The organism is Candidatus Zixiibacteriota bacterium (assembly GCA_040752815.1).
Lineage (GTDB): Bacteria > Zixibacteria > MSB-5A5 > GN15 > FEB-12 > JAGGTI01.
In genome coordinates, this window is the sequence record JBFMGC010000004.1 from 60,683 (window position 1) to 79,004 (window position 18,322).

Here is an 18,322-nt window from a genome sequence, read left to right on the forward strand (position 1 = left end):
TGACGTTGGGAGGAATTCAAAGCCATCCTACCATTGCATCCGGTAGATACGGGGTTGATCAGAGCCGATCCGGCGTCTACCCCTTACCGCCAGCAGCAGCCGCAGGAGCAGATAGCCGAATACGAATCCCCCCACGTGGGCCAGCCAGGCCACTCCCCCGCCGGAACCGAGGTCGAGAGTTGACATGAGTATCTGGTAGACGAACCAGAACCCCAACACCACTTTGGCCGGGAATTCCCTCAGCATGATGAAGAAGAAGACAATGAGGATAGTAATGCGCGCCTGCGGATGAAGAACATAGTACGCGCCCATGACACCGGCGATCGCGCCGGACGCCCCCACCAGCGGCACCTGCGAATTGGGATTAAACAGCGTGTAGAGTGCAATGGCCGCAATACCGGAGATGAGATAGAACAGGATGAACCGTATCGAGCCGAAGTAGTCTTCGATGTTATTGCCGTAGATCCAGAGGAAGAGCATGTTGCCGATCAGGTGCATCCAGCCGCCGTGGAGGAACATCGACGTAAACGGCGTGGCATACAGCCAATGAGGAACATCGAGGTATTGGTCGGACTCGAGTACGAGATCAGGAATATAGCCGAAATAAACCAGCACGTTTTGGAAACCCTCGTACCCAAGCGTCTTGGTATACAGAAAGACTGCGGAATTGATGAGGATCAACGCAATCGTAAAGTGCGGGGGGCGCAAGGTTGGCTGGTCATCACGGATGGGTATGAACACCGATCTGTTTTCCTACGCTCGGAAGACCCACAGCAGGGCGAGTTGAGTTTCCATTGGCTGATATATAAACACGCGACCTCTATTTCGTACTCTTACTCTTACTCTGCTTCACTATCTCGAATTCGAGTGTTCGTTCCGCACGATTGCCGGCACGGTCCAGGACCACAATACTCAACTGATGTTTTCCGATGTCAAGCGGACCTTTCAGTTTCGCCACGCAGCGACCGGTTTCGACATCGAGTTCCGGAAGCAGCCACTGGCCGTCAATGCGCACGTCGATAGCCCGGTCATCCTCGAACCCGGAGAGGTTGTCGCTCAGTTTGAATGTCACCTCGGGACGCCGATTGGTGTACTTGTGACCGTTTTTCAAATTCAGACCGGTGATAGTCGGCGCCGCGGCATCGAGCACGACCGTAAACAGGCCGCCGCCCGAGGAGGTCCCCTCGGCGACACTGTCGCCCAGCTCGCCGTTGTCAATCCAGGTCCAGGCATCTCCCTTCTCAGCCGACCAGCCAAGGCCCGCCTGACGAATGCCGGGCGTGGACGGGTCCAGCTTTATGGCGACTTTGAACTGTCCCTTCATGGGGAGTGACTGGGGTTCGACCCGGTATACCTGCGAGACAGGAATCGGTTGGGTTCCGCGCAGAGGATCAGTTGCTTTCACGGCGAGAAACTGCGGCCGAAATAGAGCTCCTTTGGGTACCGTCAGTGTGAACTGGTCATCGCCGGATCGTAACTGCCGGTCCCCGTCCCAGCCGACCACCGCCAGATCAATACCTTTATTTTTGATCTCATCCTGAAGCCGGTATGATTCCAGATCATGCGGGTCCAGAAGCGTCTCATGCGGCGACTTCGCCCGGAAGAAAAGGTAGTGCTTTCGGTCACTCGCCCTGATCTGCATTATAAGACCGTCATCCGCCAATTCATACCCTTCCAATGTGGGTGTGGTGTCGTTCTGGAATTCGTATGACGATCTTGCTGCCGCCGACTCAGTCGAACCCGGTTCGACATAATTGAAATGAAACGTCAGCTCTGAGCGGTTCCCCGCCGCATCCTCGCCGACTATTAGCACCTCGTGACGGCCCACGCGCGGCGGCGAGTCGACTCCATAGGCGCAGGTCCCGGGCGAACGACCGCCGTAGCAGGCGCGCGCCTCGGGCCAGATCGCGTCCTGAGCCACCGGGCGAAACATCCGCCGCACCCGCCTCTCACCGTTGGCTGCCTCTGCCGGATCAAACAGGAGCGATACCGCCGAACCGACCTCGAACGGCAGCGTGTCGAAAACCGATTCGTAATAAGGGACACTATCGATGTACATCGTCAGTTTGTGAATAGCCTGGCGCATACCGCCGGGGCGCATCTGATCGAAACCGTCGACCAGAAATCCGAAAGGAGCATCCAGGGCGAGCGTACGTTCCGCCCGGTACTTGCCGGCGGAAATCTTCTTGACCGGCAGGAACAACTTGCGGCGACCCTGCGCGAAAAGGGAGTGGTTATCGAGCAACTGAATCCCCAGACGCTCCAAGGTTGGCGGTACGCGATCGTCGAGGTCGAACCCATGCAATAACGGGTTCAGCGGCAGATTATCCGCGGTGCGTTTTTCAAAGTGGAGATGTGGTGCCCCCACGCCGGTCTGTCCGGAGAAGGCGATTAGGTCTCCTTTCTTGACCCGAATGGAATCCGGTGGGAAGGTAAGCTCGACATAGTAGCGTTCGAGCTGAAACTGCTCGTCGGTAACCGCTTTGGTGATGGCGTCTGGAAATCCGGACAGATGCCCGAAGACGTAGATGTGCTTGTCGTCCCCTTTTAGATACAAACCCTTGCCGTACCCGCGATAGGACATCTTGATCCGCCAGATGTACCCGTCCACCGGTGCATACACTTTGGCGCCGATCCGGCCGCCCGTGCGGAGGTCCAGACCAACATGGAACCGGCCGGCGCGGAGGTCTCCGTAGCCGGAGGACAGATCGATCTCCCCCTTGAGCGGCCATACTGGGTTCTGGCCGTAAGCTGTTGTCCCCAAAATGAGTAGCACGGCTAACAAGGCGACGGCATTGGTCGATACTCTGGTCATAGGTGCGGCCACGGCTGCTTGCTCAAAAGGTTCATGGATGGTACCAACAAGCGAGCCGAGAGAACAGTTTTTTTTGCCGCAATCGAGCTGGCTGCGCCTTGCCAATGGCGCGCATTTGGGTATATTATGAAGTTTGTGCCCTCCAAACAGCGGCGGTCGCAGGAATCGGGTACAATGGTACTGAGAGGAGTTCGGTCAGATGTTTGAAATGCTTCGCAAGATGATCCTGCCGATCATCATCACCGTGTTAGTTTTCTTTGTTGCCATGATCGTGCTGGAATGGGGCATGAATTTCAGCGGGCGCGGCACAGGTTTGGAAAGGAACGTGGCCGGGATCATCAACGGCGAGGAGATCTCGTGGCAGACTTACTCCCAAGTGCTCAATAACCTGTATCAGAACGAGCGGAATACCCGGGGAGCCGATTACGAAATCCCGGAAACACGGGAGCGTGAACTGGAGCAGCAGGCCTGGGATGAGCTGGTCGCCGACCGGCTCATAAAGCAGGAAGGTCAGAAGATGGGAGTGGTGGTGACCGGCGAGGATCTCTACCAGTTTCTCAGATTTAACCCGCCGCAGTTCCTGCAGCAGTCACCCGAACTTCAGACCAACGGCGTATTCGATTATCAGAAGTATGAGGCCCTGATGGCCGACCCCAGTCAGGCCGCCTTCTGGGCCAGTGTCGAGCAAGCATACCGAGAGGACCTCAAGCGATTCAAGGTCCAGCAACAGGTCATGGAGGCGGCCGTGGTCAGCGATGAGGAAGCACGGCAGGCGTTCCTGGATCATTTTGAGAAGATCACGCTGGGAGTTGTCAATATTCCCATGACACGGTTCTACGGCTTGATAAAGGATCCGACACCTGAAGAAATGCAGGAATACTACGAAAAGAATCGCGAGGACTACAAATTAGGCGAGCGGGTGGTCCTGGAAATAGTCCGGGCCAGCAAGGCGCCGGGCCAGTTCGACGAGGAAGCCGCCAAAGTGCGAGCTCAAGAGATTTACGATTCCGTGACCGCCGGTTCCGATTTTGCCGAGTTCGCACGAATATATTCCGATGATCCCGGTTCGGGCTCTAACGGCGGCGATTTGGGCTGGTTTGCGCCGGGGCGGATGGTCAAGCAGTTCGACAGCGCCGCATTCGCCATGCGCGAAGGGGAGATTTCGTTGCCCATCAAGACCGATTTCGGCTGGCACGTTCTCAAGCACATGGGTTATCGAGAAGAAAACGGTCAGCGCGAGGCCCACGTGGCGCATATTCTCGTCAAGACTGAGGCTTCAACACAGACTCTGGACGCCGCCTGGCAGCAACTCGATTTAATTAAGACCCAGGCAGCCGAGACCGGGTTCGCCGAGGCCGCGCAAGCGGAGGGCCTCGAGGTACACACAACTACGCCGCCCCTGGAAAAGACTGGCAGCGTCAGTTGGGTGGGGGCCGGGCCGAAAGACATAGAATGGGCTTTCAAAGCTCAGGTGGGCGACATCTCGGAGGTGCTTGACCTTACCAATTACTACTGTGTGATGCGGGTAGCCGACAAGATTCCGGCCGGAGTGGCCGAACTAAAAGACGTCGAGGCCAGGGTCAAGCGAGACTTCCGTAACGCCAAACTGGCCGAGGTCTGCCGCGACACAGCCCAGGTGATCTACGACGAGATCGGCCGCGGCGCCACCCTGGAAAACGCCGCTATTCGCTATGGCTTCACCTACGAAAAGCTGGAGCCGATTTCGCGCGACGCCTCCGTCCCGAAACTGGGCGGCGATCCAACCGCGATCGGGACGGCGTTCAGCCTCAAGAATGTCGGAGCGGTGTCAAAACCGGTTGATTACTCGACCGGCACGGTGATTATGGAGCTGCTCAATCGCGAGTCACCCGACCTCACGACCTTCAGCGAAAAACGGGATTCGGTTCTAAACGTATTGAAGCAGACCAAGCAGCAGCGCGCCTGGGGAGCCTGGTATACCAGCGTGGTGGAAAACGCGCAGATAGAGAACTATCTCAACTTCCAGCGCCGGCGGTAGGAAGCGTAGCCGGAGCTGTCAAGCATCCCGCCTCGGAGGGGCCGGGCGGCGCATCGTCGTGCGTGGTGGACGTCCCCATCCACCACGGTCTTCAAGCCGATGGCCATTCGGGGAGGGACAGCGAGGGACCCCAGCTATCTAACCGACACCCCGTGATCACTCGCCTTGCGGCGGAACTCGCGGATTTCGTCGATATCAAGCGTCACGGTGAGGATGCGCTCCGAGAACTCGTCATCGTAGCCCACGCACGCGAGCATCCCCCACGGCGCGGCAACCGATGATCGCCCCTGCAATCGTCTCCCGAACAGCACCCCCACACCGCATACTTTAACCACGTATGCACCGGAAGAGGCGGCGCCGTCGACAAAGTATCGCAAATCCCGCCCTTGCTTAGCGGCGGGAGTGTCATCCGGTCGATAGGGCGATGTGGTCGGGACAAATATGACATCAACCTTTGCGCGGCGCATTTCCCCGTACGTTTCAGGATAGAGAACGTCACCGCAAATCATTATCCCGATCCTGACCCCGTCCACATCGAACACCAGGTTACCTGAACCCGGCTGAATCCCCTTCGCCTGCTCGCCCGGCACCGGGTACCGTTTACGGTAGCTCGCCATCAGGACTCCGTTTCGCATAACCGGGCAGCTGTTGAACAGGCGATCCTGTTCACTTTCGACCACGGTTCCACCGATCAGACAGGTCGTCAGCTCTTCTGAAAGCCGTCGCAGATACTCCATGTACTCATGATGCTGCAGGGCGGCGCGGTGGAAGTCGCCGATCGATTCGTCGATCAACCAATACTCGGGCAGGCAGACAAAATCGGGCCGCTGTTTGAATATGTGGATCATGTCGGGCAGGCTGAGCCGCTTGCCCATTCTCGCCTGCACGGCGACGATTTTGGTCAGCACGGAATGGGGCCTCGGATGCAGGTCATAGTAGTTGATACTGGATCAGGGCAATACGGTTCCGGAAGCAAAGGTATACTGACTTGGGATACCCAGGTCAAGCCGGGGTACGACGAAAACAATGAGCGCCCCTGGTGAAACGGTTGTGGACCCGGGCCGGTCATACCGACTGCTACGGGCGGTTTGGTTTTGCCGTTTCCGAGCTACTTGCCGAGAAAGCTCTTATGAATCCAATGGTCAGTTAAGGTGTCGCTCAGTGACTCGATGAAAACTGCGTTCTCGCTCTCAATCCTGCGGAGAAACACAACCCCGCCCCCACTTTCTGAACTGGCATTGCCCGTCTCGGCACCCGCCATCCAGGCGGAAATTTCTTCCACCGTGACATGTTCCGGGGCGCCCTCGTCTGCGCTTTTCGCCAGGGCTACAGTGGCGGCGGCATCGAGGAGCTTTGGAAACAGCCTCTCGAAGAGCGTCCCGCTGCGGTACAGGTCGGCGCCGCTGATTTTGCCCTGGATGATTACCACCATGCCTATAGCGCCCGTGCGGGAACGAGCCTGAGATGTGATGGCCTCGACATATGGGCGCGCCCTGTCCTGAATCTGCATGTTTTCGAGAGCCTCGGGCAGGCTGGACACCCACAACCATTCGTCCGCGCGACCGCCTCGAATATGTGTGCCGTACTCTTCTATATTGGCAGCGACACCTTCCCATACGCGGCGTTGGGATTTTTCGATTCTGGCCGCCATGAGAATATCGCGATCGGCCACCAGAAAGGGCGCAACCATAAAGATACTCTCACTCTCTTGTCCTCGCCCGGACCAGCGACCCCGCTCTATGCAGAATGAAGCCAGCGGTATCTTTCCTGAGTGCGCAGCGACAATAATGTCATGCGGAAGCATTCTGTCCTGTCGACCGCCTGTAACAATACTTCCTGACGGAATGTACACCGGCCAGTCTGACGTATTCTCAACTTCGATTTCGTCGATTACACCGGTCTCAAAGATGGTCAGCCAGCCTTCTTCGACAGCCTCATCCAATGTCCGCAAGTCCTCGACCTTAGTCGCATCTTCCGAGTGGACGAGATAAACTGAGAGATTCTCAAACGAATACGGCCCCGACAGGATCCGTTGGTTCGCCGCGACACCGGTTTCGCAGGAACCCGTCATTGACAGCACCGCGGCCGCTGCACCGAGACCAACTGCGTTCTTCCACTGCATGACGCACCTCCTTGTTATGCAGGTCAATAACCCATTGGCGATGAGGGCATCCCTCTACCAAGAAGACGAGCTACCCGCGCCAGTGTCAAAGACTGCTTTCTGTCTCCTGTACAGTGGGTCACGCGGTTTCTTCCCCCACAGCTTGCTCCCCGGGCCGCAGTATCGTTGGGGAGAACCCTCCGACCGCTTCGGGCGGAGCGGTTCTGCCAGATGCGATCACTCGCGTTTCGCTCAGTTTGGCAGAAGCACTCGCCGAAGCGGCGAGGCTTCTGCCCTACAGTTTGTGCGAGGCGCATGACCTTGTCCGCCACGTTCAGTGGCACCGGCCGCGGGGCTTCAGCAATTCGTGTAATTCGGGCCTTCGCCGCCCTGCGGCGTCACCCACTTAATGATCTGGTACGGATCCAGAATGTCGCAGGTCTTGCAGTGGACACAGTTCGACGGGGTCAGTTCCAGCTTGAGCCTGCCGGGGCGGGACTGATCCTCGACCATGTTGTAGACCGACGCCGGGCAGAAGTGCTGGCACGGGTTACCGTATTCCTCGGTGCAGCGCGTGTTGCAGATGTTGAAATCAGCTACTACCAGATGTGACGGTTGGTGTTCCTCGTGCATGGTGCCGGACTTATAGACGTCGGAGACCTTGTCGAACAGGTACTGGTTGTCCAGCTTGAGCGCAGGCTTGGCCGGCCTGTGCCCGTATTTCCGCTCGTATTCCGAGATCTTCAGGACGTACTCGTGGTCCTGTTTGTGGGCGCGACGATCGAAAATACCGCGTCCGCCGGTCACGATCTGCAACCCGGCGTGGAGCATGCCGGTCCAGAGACCGCCCTCGAATCCGGCGTGGAAATTGCGCGACTTCCACAGTTCGTCTTTAGCCCAGCTCTTCTGGAACTTGTCGGAATAGAGACTCAGGCGAGTCCTGCTGTAATCCTCGGCTTTGACCGCCTCGAATATCGTCTCCGCGGCGAGTATGCCCGACTTGATCGCCAGATGAATGCCTTTCAACCGCTGGGGATTGAGCAGCCCGGCCGAATCGCCGCACAAAAGGAGGCCGTCGTGATACAGCTTCGGAATCGAATAGTAGCCGCCGACCGGAATCGTCTTGGCCCCGTAGTGCAGCATGGTGCCGCCTTCAAGAATCGAATGGACCAGTTTGTGCGTCTTGTAGAGCTGAAATCTGAAATGGGGATCGTTGGTCGGGTTGGGGCTGTCCAGCCCGGAGCAATAGCCGACCGAGACCATCGTATCGCTCATGCCGTAAAGCCAGGAGCCGCCGTATTCGTAACTCTCGGCCGGCCATCCGGCGGTATGGATTACCTCCCCGGCCTGTATCCGCCCCGCAGGGACCTCCCACACTTCCTTCACGCCGGTCAGGTACGATTGCGGGTAACAATCCTGGCGAAGCTCCGGCAGGCGCTCGAACGCTTCTTTAGTGAGCGACCCGTGGACGCCCTCGCAGAGCACGGTGACTTTGGCCTTGATGTTGGAACCCGGCTCGAAATTGGCTTTCGGGTGGCCTTCCTTGTCCAACCCCATGTCGACGGTCTGGGCGCCCACCACGCGCCCGTTCTCTACCAGCAGTTTGAAACCGGCCAGACCGGCAAAAATGTCAACCCCGGCCGCCTCGACCTGCTTGGCCATCCAGCCGGCCAGTTTGTTGAGAGACACGACATAGTTGCCGTGATTTCGGAGCGGCGGCGGCATGAGCGGTAGTTTTGTCGCGCCATTCCGGCGGAGAATATACATGGCGTCTTTGCTGACCTGAGCCTCCAGCGGTGCGCCCTTGGCCTCGAAATCCGGGATCAGCTCACGGAGGCCTTTCGGGTCCATGACCGCGCCGGAGAGAGAATGCCCCCCGACATACGATCCCTTTTCCATGAGGAACACCTCCGGCATGGCCGGAGCACCGTCTGCGGCAAAAAGCTGAGTTAGTTTGAGGGCAACAGCCAGTCCCGCGGGGCCGGCGCCAACTATCAATATGTCAGTTTCTATTGTTTCGCGCTGGATTTCCATGTACGGCACCTCGGTAGTCTTCTCTGAGGGCGAATATAGGCGATGGGAGGCCGAAGGAAAGAAATATCGTCGCGGGCTGCAGACTGCCTCGGCAGACGTGGGATGACGGTTGAATCCTGGATTCCCCGCGACGGCAATTGGTGAAAAACTCTCAGCACTGTCATCGCGAGGCTCGGCCCGCCCGACTTTGACAGGGCGGGCACGGCCATGGCAATCTCAACGCCCAACCCACAATCAAGTGGAGATTGCCACGCTACGACATCGCCGCGCGGAGCGGCAGTCCCGCGCCGGGTGGATGGTGCGGAAGAAACTACTTGCGCACCGGCAGAGAACGCCGGGTTACCTTACCGGACTTGCGGCTGTCGTTTTCGTTCTCTTCGTCCGGTTCGCCATTCTGACTGATCTGGAGCATCTCGGCGATCTTTTCCTTGTTGCACCCGATTGTCAGTAACCGAGCGTTTTTGACAATTGGACGACGCAGCAAACCCGGATGTTCGGCCATGAGCTTGAGCATCTCGCGCCGATCCGGAACCTTCTGATCGAGTCCGAGCGAAGTGTACTCGCTCGATGCCGGATTGATGAAATACGACAGCGGGTTGTGACCGAACATATGGTCCAGCTCCTCCATCGTCAGCGGATTCTTGCTGAGATCTCTGATATCAAGCCGGATACCGGCATCCTCGATGAATCTGCGGACTTCGTCGCAGCGCTCATCGTGGCCGTATGTCATGAATGTTGCACGCTTCTGAGGCATAACTTCTCCTGGTCACTTAGTCCACAGGGCCGGTAGCCGGGAACACAGTAGGGGCCGATACTTTGTTCGGGAGCCTGGAGGACTTCCAAATTCCAGATCGGAGAGGCCTGAGAGGCGACTGACTCGCCCGGCCACTTTCCGACCTCGGGCACCATAGAAACGGTCCGCGGTCATTTTTGTCAACCTAAATCTATGTTAAAAACTCGCAAACTCCACCATGCCATCGGCGCCGGCTCCATTGGAACCGTATCTTAGACTCTGCGGAGCGTAAAATGATTCACCGCCACCCCAGAATTTCAGCTATTGCCGGGCGCCTAATCCAGCGCGCCTCAATCTGTGGAAGAACTAATCGTCCAGAACTGCTCTCAGTATGCCCACTACCGGGGTATCGGACTCAGAATGAAGTAACTTGATCGACATCTTACAATTGGAACACCCGCAACCGACCAAAGTTCCAAAAACCGAACCGCGCTATCCGGAAATGACAATATCGTGATGAATGCGGCGAGGCACATCAGCGCCGACTATCGGACAAGGAATCGTTGCCTCAAAAGTCTCGGCAGCTGTTGCGTGAATTCTTGCCCCTTTTTGCCTCGGCCCCTAAGCAGGGCGAAAGGGATGTGAACTGACGCTCTTGTGCCTCTAAGACTCGTGGGCGCCACGTCACAATCAAAGTCTCACCGCTACCGCCAGCCCGTCGCGAAGCGGGAGTATCGTCGTAAAGAACCTTGTGTCTGCATAAAGCTCGCGCGTGAATTCAACAATTGCCCTGGTGTCGACGTCCTGGTCGGTTTCGCAGACCTGACCGGACCAGAGCGCGTTATCAGTGATGAAAAGTCCGCCGCGGCGTAGGCGCTTCGCCACCGGATCGATAGTGGCGGGGTATCCCGTCTTATCGATATCATTGAAAACGATGTCGAACTCCTTGTCGATTTCGGACAATACTGCCAGCGCATCTCCCACTTTGAATTCGAACCTGGTTTCCAACCCCGCTCGCTCAAGATAGCCGAGCGCCCGGCTCCGGTTTTCCTCGCTGCCGTCGATCATGGTGATTTTCCCCCGCCCCCCCATTCCCAGGGCCAGCCAGTATGCCGAATAGCCGAAACCGCTGCCAAGTTCGAGCACCTTTCGCGCTTTGGTCACTTTCGCCATTTGATACAGGAACCGGCCCACAAGCGGGCCGACTATGGGAAAGTCCTTCTTTTCTGCGTACGCTTCCATCTCCTGCAGAACCGATGGCCGTTCCGGAGTAACTCGATAGAGATAATCTTCAATCTCGGTTTCGTAGATCATAATTCTGCACTCCCTTACATTTGTACGAAGACTTCGTCGCCGTCGACCATTACATCATACCGCTTAAGGAACACCCCCTTGAGATTCAGACACTCCCCGGTCTCGAGCACATACCGCCAGTGATGCCAGCGGCAGGTGATCGTGCCGTCTTTCACGCTTCCCGCGGCAAGCGACGCCCGCATATGCTTGCAGTCAGCTTCGAGGCCGTACAGTCGGCCGTCGACATTGAACACCGCCACCCGGCGGGCTCGAATACGCTTCTCGAGAACCCCACCCGGAGGCAGGTCTGCCAGTTTTCCCATTTTAACAAGGGGCATGTGTTGGCCGCCAATTTTAGGCCAGGTGCGCGGCGTTGTCCTGGGCAGCTTCTGCAGCCACTGGGCGTTTTCTGGGTGGTTTGGGCTGCTGATACACCTCGGCCTGTCCCCCGGAAAACTCCACGAGCCGTTTGATAACCGCCTCGACAAGAAAATCAGGAGTGGACGCTCCGGCGGTTACACCGACGCGCTCCAGCCGCTCGTTCGGGCCGGTGAACCACTCTTCGTGGATATCTTCGGCCGATCCGATCAGCTCGCCGCGCCCACAAAGCGCCTGCGAGATATTGGCCAGCCGCTTGGAGTTCGCCGAGGTTTCTGAACCGACCACGAGGATGATATCAACTTCCGGGGCCATGTCGCGCACGGCCGATTGGCGCTCGCTGGTGGCCATACAGATAGTATCGAATGTTTCCAAATGAGGCCATTTCCGCTCAGCTGCAACTCGAAACGCCTCGAAGTCTTCTATCCGCATCGTGGTCTGAACCGTCAGCCCAAGCTTGCGGTCGGTCCATTCCGGGTAGTTGTCGAGCTCGGCTATCGATGAAATCACTGTGATCCGGTCTGGCGCGTGGCCGACCACGCCCTGGGTCTCGTCGTGGTTTTTGTCACCGAAGTGTATGAGATAGTACCCCTGCGGGATAACCTTGGCGATAATCTTGTAGATATGTGTAACCAGCGGACAGGTGGCGTCGACTACTCTGAGCCCTCGATCTGCCGCTTCCTGCTTGACATGCGGCGCGACTCCGTGGGCCGAAATGATCAGCGTGCCGCCGGGGACATCGCTGACCGCAAACTTCTGGCCGACACCTTTGCGACGAAAGTCTTCGACCACCGAGTCGTTGTGCACTATTTCATTGAGGATCGTCACCGGGCCGTCCGTGTCGCGGGCGGTTTCATCGGCTATTTTAATAGCCCGCTTGACACCCATGCAGAAGCCGTAGTGGCGGGCGATAGTGATCTTCTTAATCATGCTTTCTCCAGGATACTTTTCGACTGGTGAAAGGCCTTGTAGGAACTGCGAACCAGCGGGCCGGCCTCAACATGCCCCAGACCGATATCCTTTCCTATCTGCGCCAGTTCCTCGAATTCCTGAGGAAGGTAGAAACACTCCACCGGAAGGTGCGCCAACGACGGCCGCAGGTACTGGCCGATCGTGACGATGTCCACTCCGGCGGCGTGAATCTGATGCAGCACCTCGATTATTTCATCCTTGGTCTCACCCAATCCGAGCATGATACCGGTTTTCACCACCGGCCTCGGTTTGTAGTCTGAAATGTAGCGCAGCACGCCCAGCGAGCGATCCAGTTTCGCTCCGCCGCGCACCCGGCGATGCAGCCTCTGAACCGTTTCGACATTGTGCGCCAGCACGTCTACCCCGGAGTCGATTACCGACGCCACCGCCTGATAGTCACCTTTGAAATCGGGAATGAGAAACTCAACTCTGATCGCGGGATCATGCGCCCTGAGTTCGCGCATGGTGGCGACAAAGATCGACGCGCCGCCGTCGGAGAGGTCATCGCGGGCCACCGACGTTATCACTACCTGCTTGAGTCCGAGCCGCCCGACTACTTCGGCCAGCCGACGGGGCTCGTCGCGGTCCAGACCATCCGGCTTGCCTGTGGCAACATCACAGAAGTTGCAGTTCCGGGTGCACTTATCGCCGAGGATCATGAACGTAGCGGTGCCCTCGTTGAAACACTCCCAGATGTTGGGACAGGAGGCTTCCTGGCAGACCGAGTGCAATCCGCCCGCCTTCAGGGACGAATAGACACGATTGAACTCCTCGGTCATACGCGGCCGCGCCTTGAACCAACTCGGCAGGCGCCGGTGCGGAATTTTCAGGCGCTCGGCCACCGGCAATGTTGGAGCAGCTTCGAGCTTGAGCACGGTTTCTTCCGCCGGTGGTTTGGTTGCTGTTATGTCCATCGAATTGCTTTCAGTTAGTATACGCGCACACTATCCGGAGGCGTCAGACTCTTGTCAGAAAATACTCCAACAGCGTGGTGTCGTCGTCGAGTTCAGCATGAAATGAGGCCGCCAATAGTCGATTCTGGCGGATCAGCACCGGGTCGTTTCGCCAGGAGGCGAGAGTTGCGATCTCTGGGCCGACTCGCGTCACCCTCGGCGCCCTTATGAAAGTGGCAGTCAGTTTCGCCTTCTGCCCGGCCAGATCGGCATCGACCTTGTCTTCCCAGGAGTGTACTTGACGGCCGTATCCGTTGCGGTCGACATCGATGTCCAACAGACCCAGGGCGTTTACGTTCGACGTGTTGTTCTCTATCTTCTTGGCCAGCATGATCATCCCGGCACAGGTTCCGAATACCGGTTTAGAACGCCCGAAGCGAACCAGCAGTTCCCTGAGATCGAATCGGTCGATCATGATATTGATTGTGGTCGACTCGCCGCCGGGGAGTATGAGCGCGTCGAGTTTGTCTAGATCACCCGGCAGACGAACCTCGACCGGCCGCGCGCCGACCAGCCCGAGCTGGTAGATGTGGCGCTCGAAATCGCCCTGGATGGCGAGCACGCCGACGGTTTTGTCCATGCGAGTCTTCATCTCTTCGTAGGGCAGGACCCCTGAGGTCCTGCCACCTGTCGGGACCACAAAGGTCCCGACCTACAACAAAATATACGGGAGAAATCTACAACCCAAAAGTGAATTGGCCGGCCGGCTCGGGGAGTGGCGGCATGGCGTCGTAGAAGCGGCCATTGAGCTTGCGGCCGGTCTTCTTCTTGTTCACCCCGCCCCATTGCTTGAAGAAGAAGTGGACGTTTTGAGCATCACACTGGCGCTTGATATCTACCACCCACTCTTTTTTCATCGGGCGGGCGCCGGGGCCGGATTCGCCACCGACAACTATCCAGTCGATAGCAGCAAGGTCCATGTCCGGCACGGCTGAGAGAAGCGGCTCCATCGACAGCCACTTGATCGCCGCGCTGCTCTGGCGCAGGAGACCGATCCGGTGCGTAAACCTGGCCGATTCGACCGTCACCCCCATCCAAACATTCGGCGGCCAGTCAATCCTAGGCGACAATTCAGCGAGACGCTCCGCCCGCTTGGTGAGTATCTGGAAGATGTGCCAATCGGCGCGACGCATAACGTCGAATATCTGGCGCAAGTAGGCAATCGGGATCTGCTCGTGGAAAAGGTCGGACATTGAATTGACGAAGATGAGCTGCGGCTTCTTCCACTTGAGCGGGTCTTCGAGAACATCGGGATGGAGGGTCACCTCGAAGCCGTTGCGGTACTTAGCTACTCTCATGCCCTGCAAGCGCTTAGCCATGCGCTCGGCGTAGCAGTGCGCGCACCCGGCCGATACCCGACTGCACCCGGTAACCGGGTTCCAGGAGGAGTGGGTCCATTCAATGCGGGAGGAGCAGGCCATAACGAAATCTGGGAGTCAGGATTCCCAAACGAAATCACATTTGTCCCCGTAGGTCGGGTTCACGAGCGTTTAGCGCAGGGAAACGCGAGCAACCCGACACCTGATCATTCTCCGAACGAGCCGTCGAATGAGATCGGCTTTCTCACCCCCCAATCTCTCTGGTAATAACCGCGTTCGAGCCAGCGAGCGGCTGAAGACATTGAATACGCGAACGGATCGAGAGCCAGGCCGTGGCGCACAGGATTGTAGCGAATATAGTCGATACGCTTATTCAGATCCTCCTGATCGCGTACCACGTGGTCCCAAAAGCGGTTCTGCCATACCCGACCCGGTCCGTGGAGAAGCCTGTAACGGCGGGAAAAGCTCAGCTTGAAATCGTGCATGATCTGGGATATGGACACTTTGCCGATTGTCAGCACGGCATGAAAGTGATCGGGGAGGATCACCCACGCATCGAGTTCTCGTCCGCGCCAGGCCTTCTGAAACAGTTCAGGTTCTCGAAGGAGAATCGGCCTCCGCTCGTAAGAAACAGCAGTAACGAAGAACGTGGCGTCAGACAGAACGTAACGGCGCAGCGATTTCATGGGCGGATGTCGGGTTGCTCGTAGCGCACTCCGCGCGCCACTCGTGAACCCGACCTACTCTCCCTCTGTCATTCTCCAAATGGCAGCTCTCATCACAATAGACATTGTATTCCATGACTATGAGATACTACCCTCCCACTGAGAATGTCAATCAGATTCGCAAATGAACCCGGGCGAGTATGCCTCGCGGAGGCTATCCCCGGCAGAATGGCGTCAGTCCCCTACCCCCACTCCCCCCGCGCCACCCTCGCTGCCTCACGAAAAACCTCTCTCAAAGGCACGCTCTTTTCCTCGGCCAGGCGACGGCAGTCATCATACTCCGGGGTGATGTCGCGAATTCGCCCGCTCAGCCAGGACAGCTTGACGCGCACGTCACCGTACTTTGTAACAACGGTTCTAACCTCGCGCTTCAGCTTCCGTCGTTCGAGTTTCTGAAGGCGGACACCAAGGGTCGTAGTCTCGGCGAAGACAACGTCGAGCAGGCGTGGTGCGTCCTGCGGGCGAGCGATCACGCTCAGAGTGATCGCCGGGCGGCTCTTCTTCATGATGATAGGCGTCAGGTAAGCGTCGAGCGCGCCCGAGGACATCAGCTTGTCGACCACATACTCGAATTGCTCGGGCGGCATGTTGTCAATGTTGGCTTCGATAAGGTCAACCTGGTCCATTTCGTAATCATCTGCCGATGTTCCTATGAGCACCCGCAGCAGGTTGGGAATCGGCAGGTCACGCGATCCGGCACCGTAACCGACAGACTCGAGAGTCATCGGCGGAAACGGACCAAATCCGGCAGACATTGTTTTCAGAATCGCGGCACCTGTCGGCGTCACCAGCTCAGCGTCAAGTCCGGTAGAATAAACCGGCGTGCCTTTCAGAATCTCAACTGTAGCTGGCGCGGGAAGCGGCAGCCGCCCGTGCTGACAATCAACAAATCCGGTTCCCACATGCACCGCCGACGACCATACCTGATCTATGCCGAGCAGTTCCATCGCTGCGATTGCGCCGACAATATCGACTATAGCATCCAGTGCGCCGACCTCATGAAAGTGTATCTTATCAGCGGTTGTGTCGTGGATTTTCGCCTCGGCGCCAGCCAGGGTCTCGAAGACTCTAATGCTGGTTTGCTTGACCGAGTTCGACAAACTGCTTGCCTCGATGATCCCCATGATTTGCTTGAGATGGCGGTGCGCCTTTTGATCGTCAGTGTGCACCGTCACTTTGGTGCCGGTGATGCCGTTCTTGACCGCTTTCTCTGCCGACACCGAAAATCCGGTGACCGGGAGCTTAGCGAGCTCGTGCTGCAGCCTATCCAGCGGCAGTCCGGAATCGATAAGTGCGCCGAGAATCATATCCCCGCTAATACCCGAAAAACAATCGAAATAAAGCAGTTTCATACGAATTATTCACCGAGGTTGATAATCGATGCGAAGTAACCGGCGCCGAACCCGTTATCGATATTCATGACCGCCACACCTGGTGCACAACTGTTGAGCATTGCCAGCAGCGCCGCCAGCCCCTCGAAACTGGCCCCGTAGCCGACCGAGGTCGGCACCGCTATCACAGGCCTTTCAACCATGCCGCCCACCACCGAGGCCAGCGCCCCTTCCATACCGGCGACAGCTATAATCACGTTGCCCGCGGCCAGCTTCTCACGGTTATCGAGCAGCCGATGTATCCCGGCCACGCCGACATCGTAGATGCGATCAGCCGGGCAGCCCATGCATTCGGCGGTCACGGCGGCTTCCTCCGCGATCGGCATATCCGAGGTGCCCGCGGACACAACCACAACACGCTTTTCGGTCCTCGCTGTCGGTGGCTCTGCACTCAATACGATTCGGGCCGATTCGTTGTACCTGGCGCCCGGATGTTTCATGCGAATGGCGTCAAACACGTCAGCAGTAGCACGTGTCGCCATCACCAGATGCTCGTTCCGGCGAAGCGTCTGGAATATGTCGACTACCTGTGAGGGCGTTTTCCCCTGGCAGAAGATCACTTCGGGAAAACCGCGCCGCAGGTGGCGATGGGTGTCGATCTTGGCGAAACCGAGGTCATCATACGGAAACGATTTCAGACGTTCCAACGCGGCAGGGATATCGAGTTCCCCGTCCTTAACCTCCTGCAGTAATTGGCGGAGTTTATTTCGGTCCATGCGGATCTTTCAATATGGCCTCGTTTAGGCTGCCGGAGCGAAAACCGCGCGGATCTACAATCACGCTCTGATAACCCAGTTCTTTCAGCTTTCGCTCAACCTGCGGGAACAGCGCATCACTTTGAAGCCGAGGAATGTCCTCCATGGGCACCTCGATTCGGGCGGCTGTGTCATAATCACGCACACGAAGCTCTCTGAAACCGAGGGGTCGCAGAAACGCTTCGGCCGCCTCGATCCGCCGCAGCTTCTCGGTCGTGACTGCGGACCCGTACGGAATCCGCGAGGATAAACATGGCGCCGCCGGCTTATCCCAGGTGGGCAAACCAGCTTGTTTTGACAGCGTTCTGATTTCGTCTTTCGTCAGACCGGCTTCCCTGAGCGGACTGCGAACGCGGAACTGATTGACCGCTTTCAGGCCGGGACGATAATCGGCCAGGTCGCTGAAATTGGAGCCTTCGAGCACAAAACGAAACCCCTGCTGCCTGGCGATTTCGGTCAGCGAAACAAACAATGTCCGTTTGCAATGATAGCAGCGGTCCGGTGCGTTGGCGATATAGAGCGGATCCTTCAACTCGCCGGTATTGATCACCAGGTGACGCACGCCAATCGCACGTGCCAGCCGACAGGCGGCATCCAACTCGGAACGGGGGATGCTTTCGGAATCGGCAGTCACTGCGAGCACCTGTTCGCTCAGTTGTTCAAATGCGACTTTGACCAGGAACGCGCTGTCGACACCGCCTGAGTAAGCCACCAGGGCGCTGCCCAGTTCCTTCACCAGGTTCCTCAATGATCGGAGCTTGCCGTCGAGTGCAGCGTCCTGATCGATACGATCCGATGAAACAGTATTATCCATGGTCCTTTCCGATGTTGCCGAT

Annotated in this window: 17 protein-coding genes; 1 reads left to right on the forward strand and 16 read right to left on the reverse strand. The window is 57.6% G+C overall.

The annotated features are described in order from the left end of the window. Nucleotides 1–27: 27 nt before the first annotated feature. Together AB1772_02180 and AB1772_02185 are read right to left on the reverse strand one after the other, a co-directional pair. On the reverse strand, nt 28–741 hold the full coding sequence (locus tag AB1772_02180) for a rhomboid family intramembrane serine protease (protein MEW5795146.1): 714 nt from the start codon (nt 739–741) through the stop codon (nt 28–30). Nucleotides 742–820: 79 nt separating this feature from the next. Then, a complete protein-coding gene (locus tag AB1772_02185) occupies nt 821–2,815 on the reverse strand; it encodes a M23 family metallopeptidase (GenBank protein MEW5795147.1) in 1,995 nt (664 codons plus the stop codon). Between the two features lie 199 nt (nt 2,816–3,014). Between AB1772_02185 and AB1772_02190 the strand changes: the two genes are divergently transcribed. Further along, nucleotides 3,015–4,832: a peptidylprolyl isomerase gene (locus AB1772_02190; GenBank protein ID MEW5795148.1), complete on the forward strand. Its 1,818-nt coding sequence runs from the start codon at nt 3,015–3,017 to the stop codon at nt 4,830–4,832. Nucleotides 4,833–4,966: 134 nt separating this feature from the next. Here AB1772_02190 and AB1772_02195 read toward each other — a convergent pair whose 3' ends face one another. The 14 genes from AB1772_02195 to larE form a co-directional block, all read right to left on the reverse strand. Next, nucleotides 4,967–5,740 carry a carbon-nitrogen hydrolase family protein gene (locus AB1772_02195; protein ID MEW5795149.1) on the reverse strand — a complete coding sequence of 258 codons (774 nt, stop codon included), beginning with the start codon at nt 5,738–5,740 and terminating at the stop codon, nt 4,967–4,969. Between the two features lie 200 nt (nt 5,741–5,940). Continuing rightward, complete coding sequence (locus AB1772_02200; protein ID MEW5795150.1) at nt 5,941–6,954, reverse strand: DUF6569 family protein; 1,014 nt, start codon at nt 6,952–6,954, stop codon at nt 5,941–5,943. Between the two features lie 336 nt (nt 6,955–7,290). Then, nucleotides 7,291–8,967: an electron transfer flavoprotein-ubiquinone oxidoreductase gene (locus AB1772_02205; GenBank protein ID MEW5795151.1), complete on the reverse strand. Its 1,677-nt coding sequence runs from the start codon at nt 8,965–8,967 to the stop codon at nt 7,291–7,293. A 310-nt stretch (nt 8,968–9,277) separates the two neighbouring features. Next, nucleotides 9,278–9,721 (reverse strand): ArsC/Spx/MgsR family protein, encoded by a 444-nt coding sequence (locus tag AB1772_02210; protein ID MEW5795152.1) that lies wholly within the window; start codon nt 9,719–9,721, stop codon nt 9,278–9,280. 669 nt (nt 9,722–10,390) lie between these two features. Then, a complete protein-coding gene (locus AB1772_02215) occupies nt 10,391–11,014 on the reverse strand; it encodes an O-methyltransferase (GenBank protein MEW5795153.1) in 624 nt (207 codons plus the stop codon). Between the two features lie 14 nt (nt 11,015–11,028). Continuing rightward, entirely contained in the window at nt 11,029–11,331 is a 303-nt protein-coding gene (locus AB1772_02220; protein ID MEW5795154.1) for a Rieske (2Fe-2S) protein, read from the reverse strand. 16 nt (nt 11,332–11,347) lie between these two features. After that, nucleotides 11,348–12,301: a 4-hydroxy-3-methylbut-2-enyl diphosphate reductase gene (gene ispH / locus AB1772_02225; protein ID MEW5795155.1), complete on the reverse strand. Its 954-nt coding sequence runs from the start codon at nt 12,299–12,301 to the stop codon at nt 11,348–11,350. Then, nucleotides 12,298–13,257 carry a lipoyl synthase gene (lipA, locus tag AB1772_02230; GenBank protein MEW5795156.1) on the reverse strand — a complete coding sequence of 320 codons (960 nt, stop codon included), beginning with the start codon at nt 13,255–13,257 and terminating at the stop codon, nt 12,298–12,300. The genes ispH and lipA overlap by 4 nt, the downstream gene beginning before the upstream one ends. A 43-nt stretch (nt 13,258–13,300) precedes the next feature. Further along, the gene (pdxT, locus tag AB1772_02235) at nt 13,301–13,876 is read right to left on the reverse strand and encodes a pyridoxal 5'-phosphate synthase glutaminase subunit PdxT (protein MEW5795157.1); all 576 of its coding nucleotides are present in this window, start codon (nt 13,874–13,876) and stop codon (nt 13,301–13,303) included. A gap of 97 nt (nt 13,877–13,973) precedes the next feature. Beyond that, nucleotides 13,974–14,717 carry a phage Gp37/Gp68 family protein gene (locus tag AB1772_02240; protein MEW5795158.1) on the reverse strand — a complete coding sequence of 248 codons (744 nt, stop codon included), beginning with the start codon at nt 14,715–14,717 and terminating at the stop codon, nt 13,974–13,976. 104 nt (nt 14,718–14,821) lie between these two features. Further along, nucleotides 14,822–15,301, reverse strand: a complete 480-nt coding sequence (locus tag AB1772_02245; protein MEW5795159.1) for a transposase — start codon at nt 15,299–15,301, stop codon at nt 14,822–14,824. 221 nt (nt 15,302–15,522) lie between these two features. Next, nucleotides 15,523–16,692 carry a nickel pincer cofactor biosynthesis protein LarC gene (gene larC / locus AB1772_02250; protein ID MEW5795160.1) on the reverse strand — a complete coding sequence of 390 codons (1,170 nt, stop codon included), beginning with the start codon at nt 16,690–16,692 and terminating at the stop codon, nt 15,523–15,525. 5 nt (nt 16,693–16,697) lie between these two features. Further along, nucleotides 16,698–17,447, reverse strand: coding sequence for a nickel pincer cofactor biosynthesis protein LarB (gene larB / locus AB1772_02255; protein ID MEW5795161.1), 750 nt, complete (start codon nt 17,445–17,447; stop codon nt 16,698–16,700). Continuing rightward, nucleotides 17,434–18,300, reverse strand: coding sequence for an ATP-dependent sacrificial sulfur transferase LarE (gene larE, locus AB1772_02260; GenBank protein MEW5795162.1), 867 nt, complete (start codon nt 18,298–18,300; stop codon nt 17,434–17,436). Before larE ends, larB begins: the two co-directional genes overlap by 14 nt. Between the last annotated feature and the right edge of the window lie 22 nt (nt 18,301–18,322).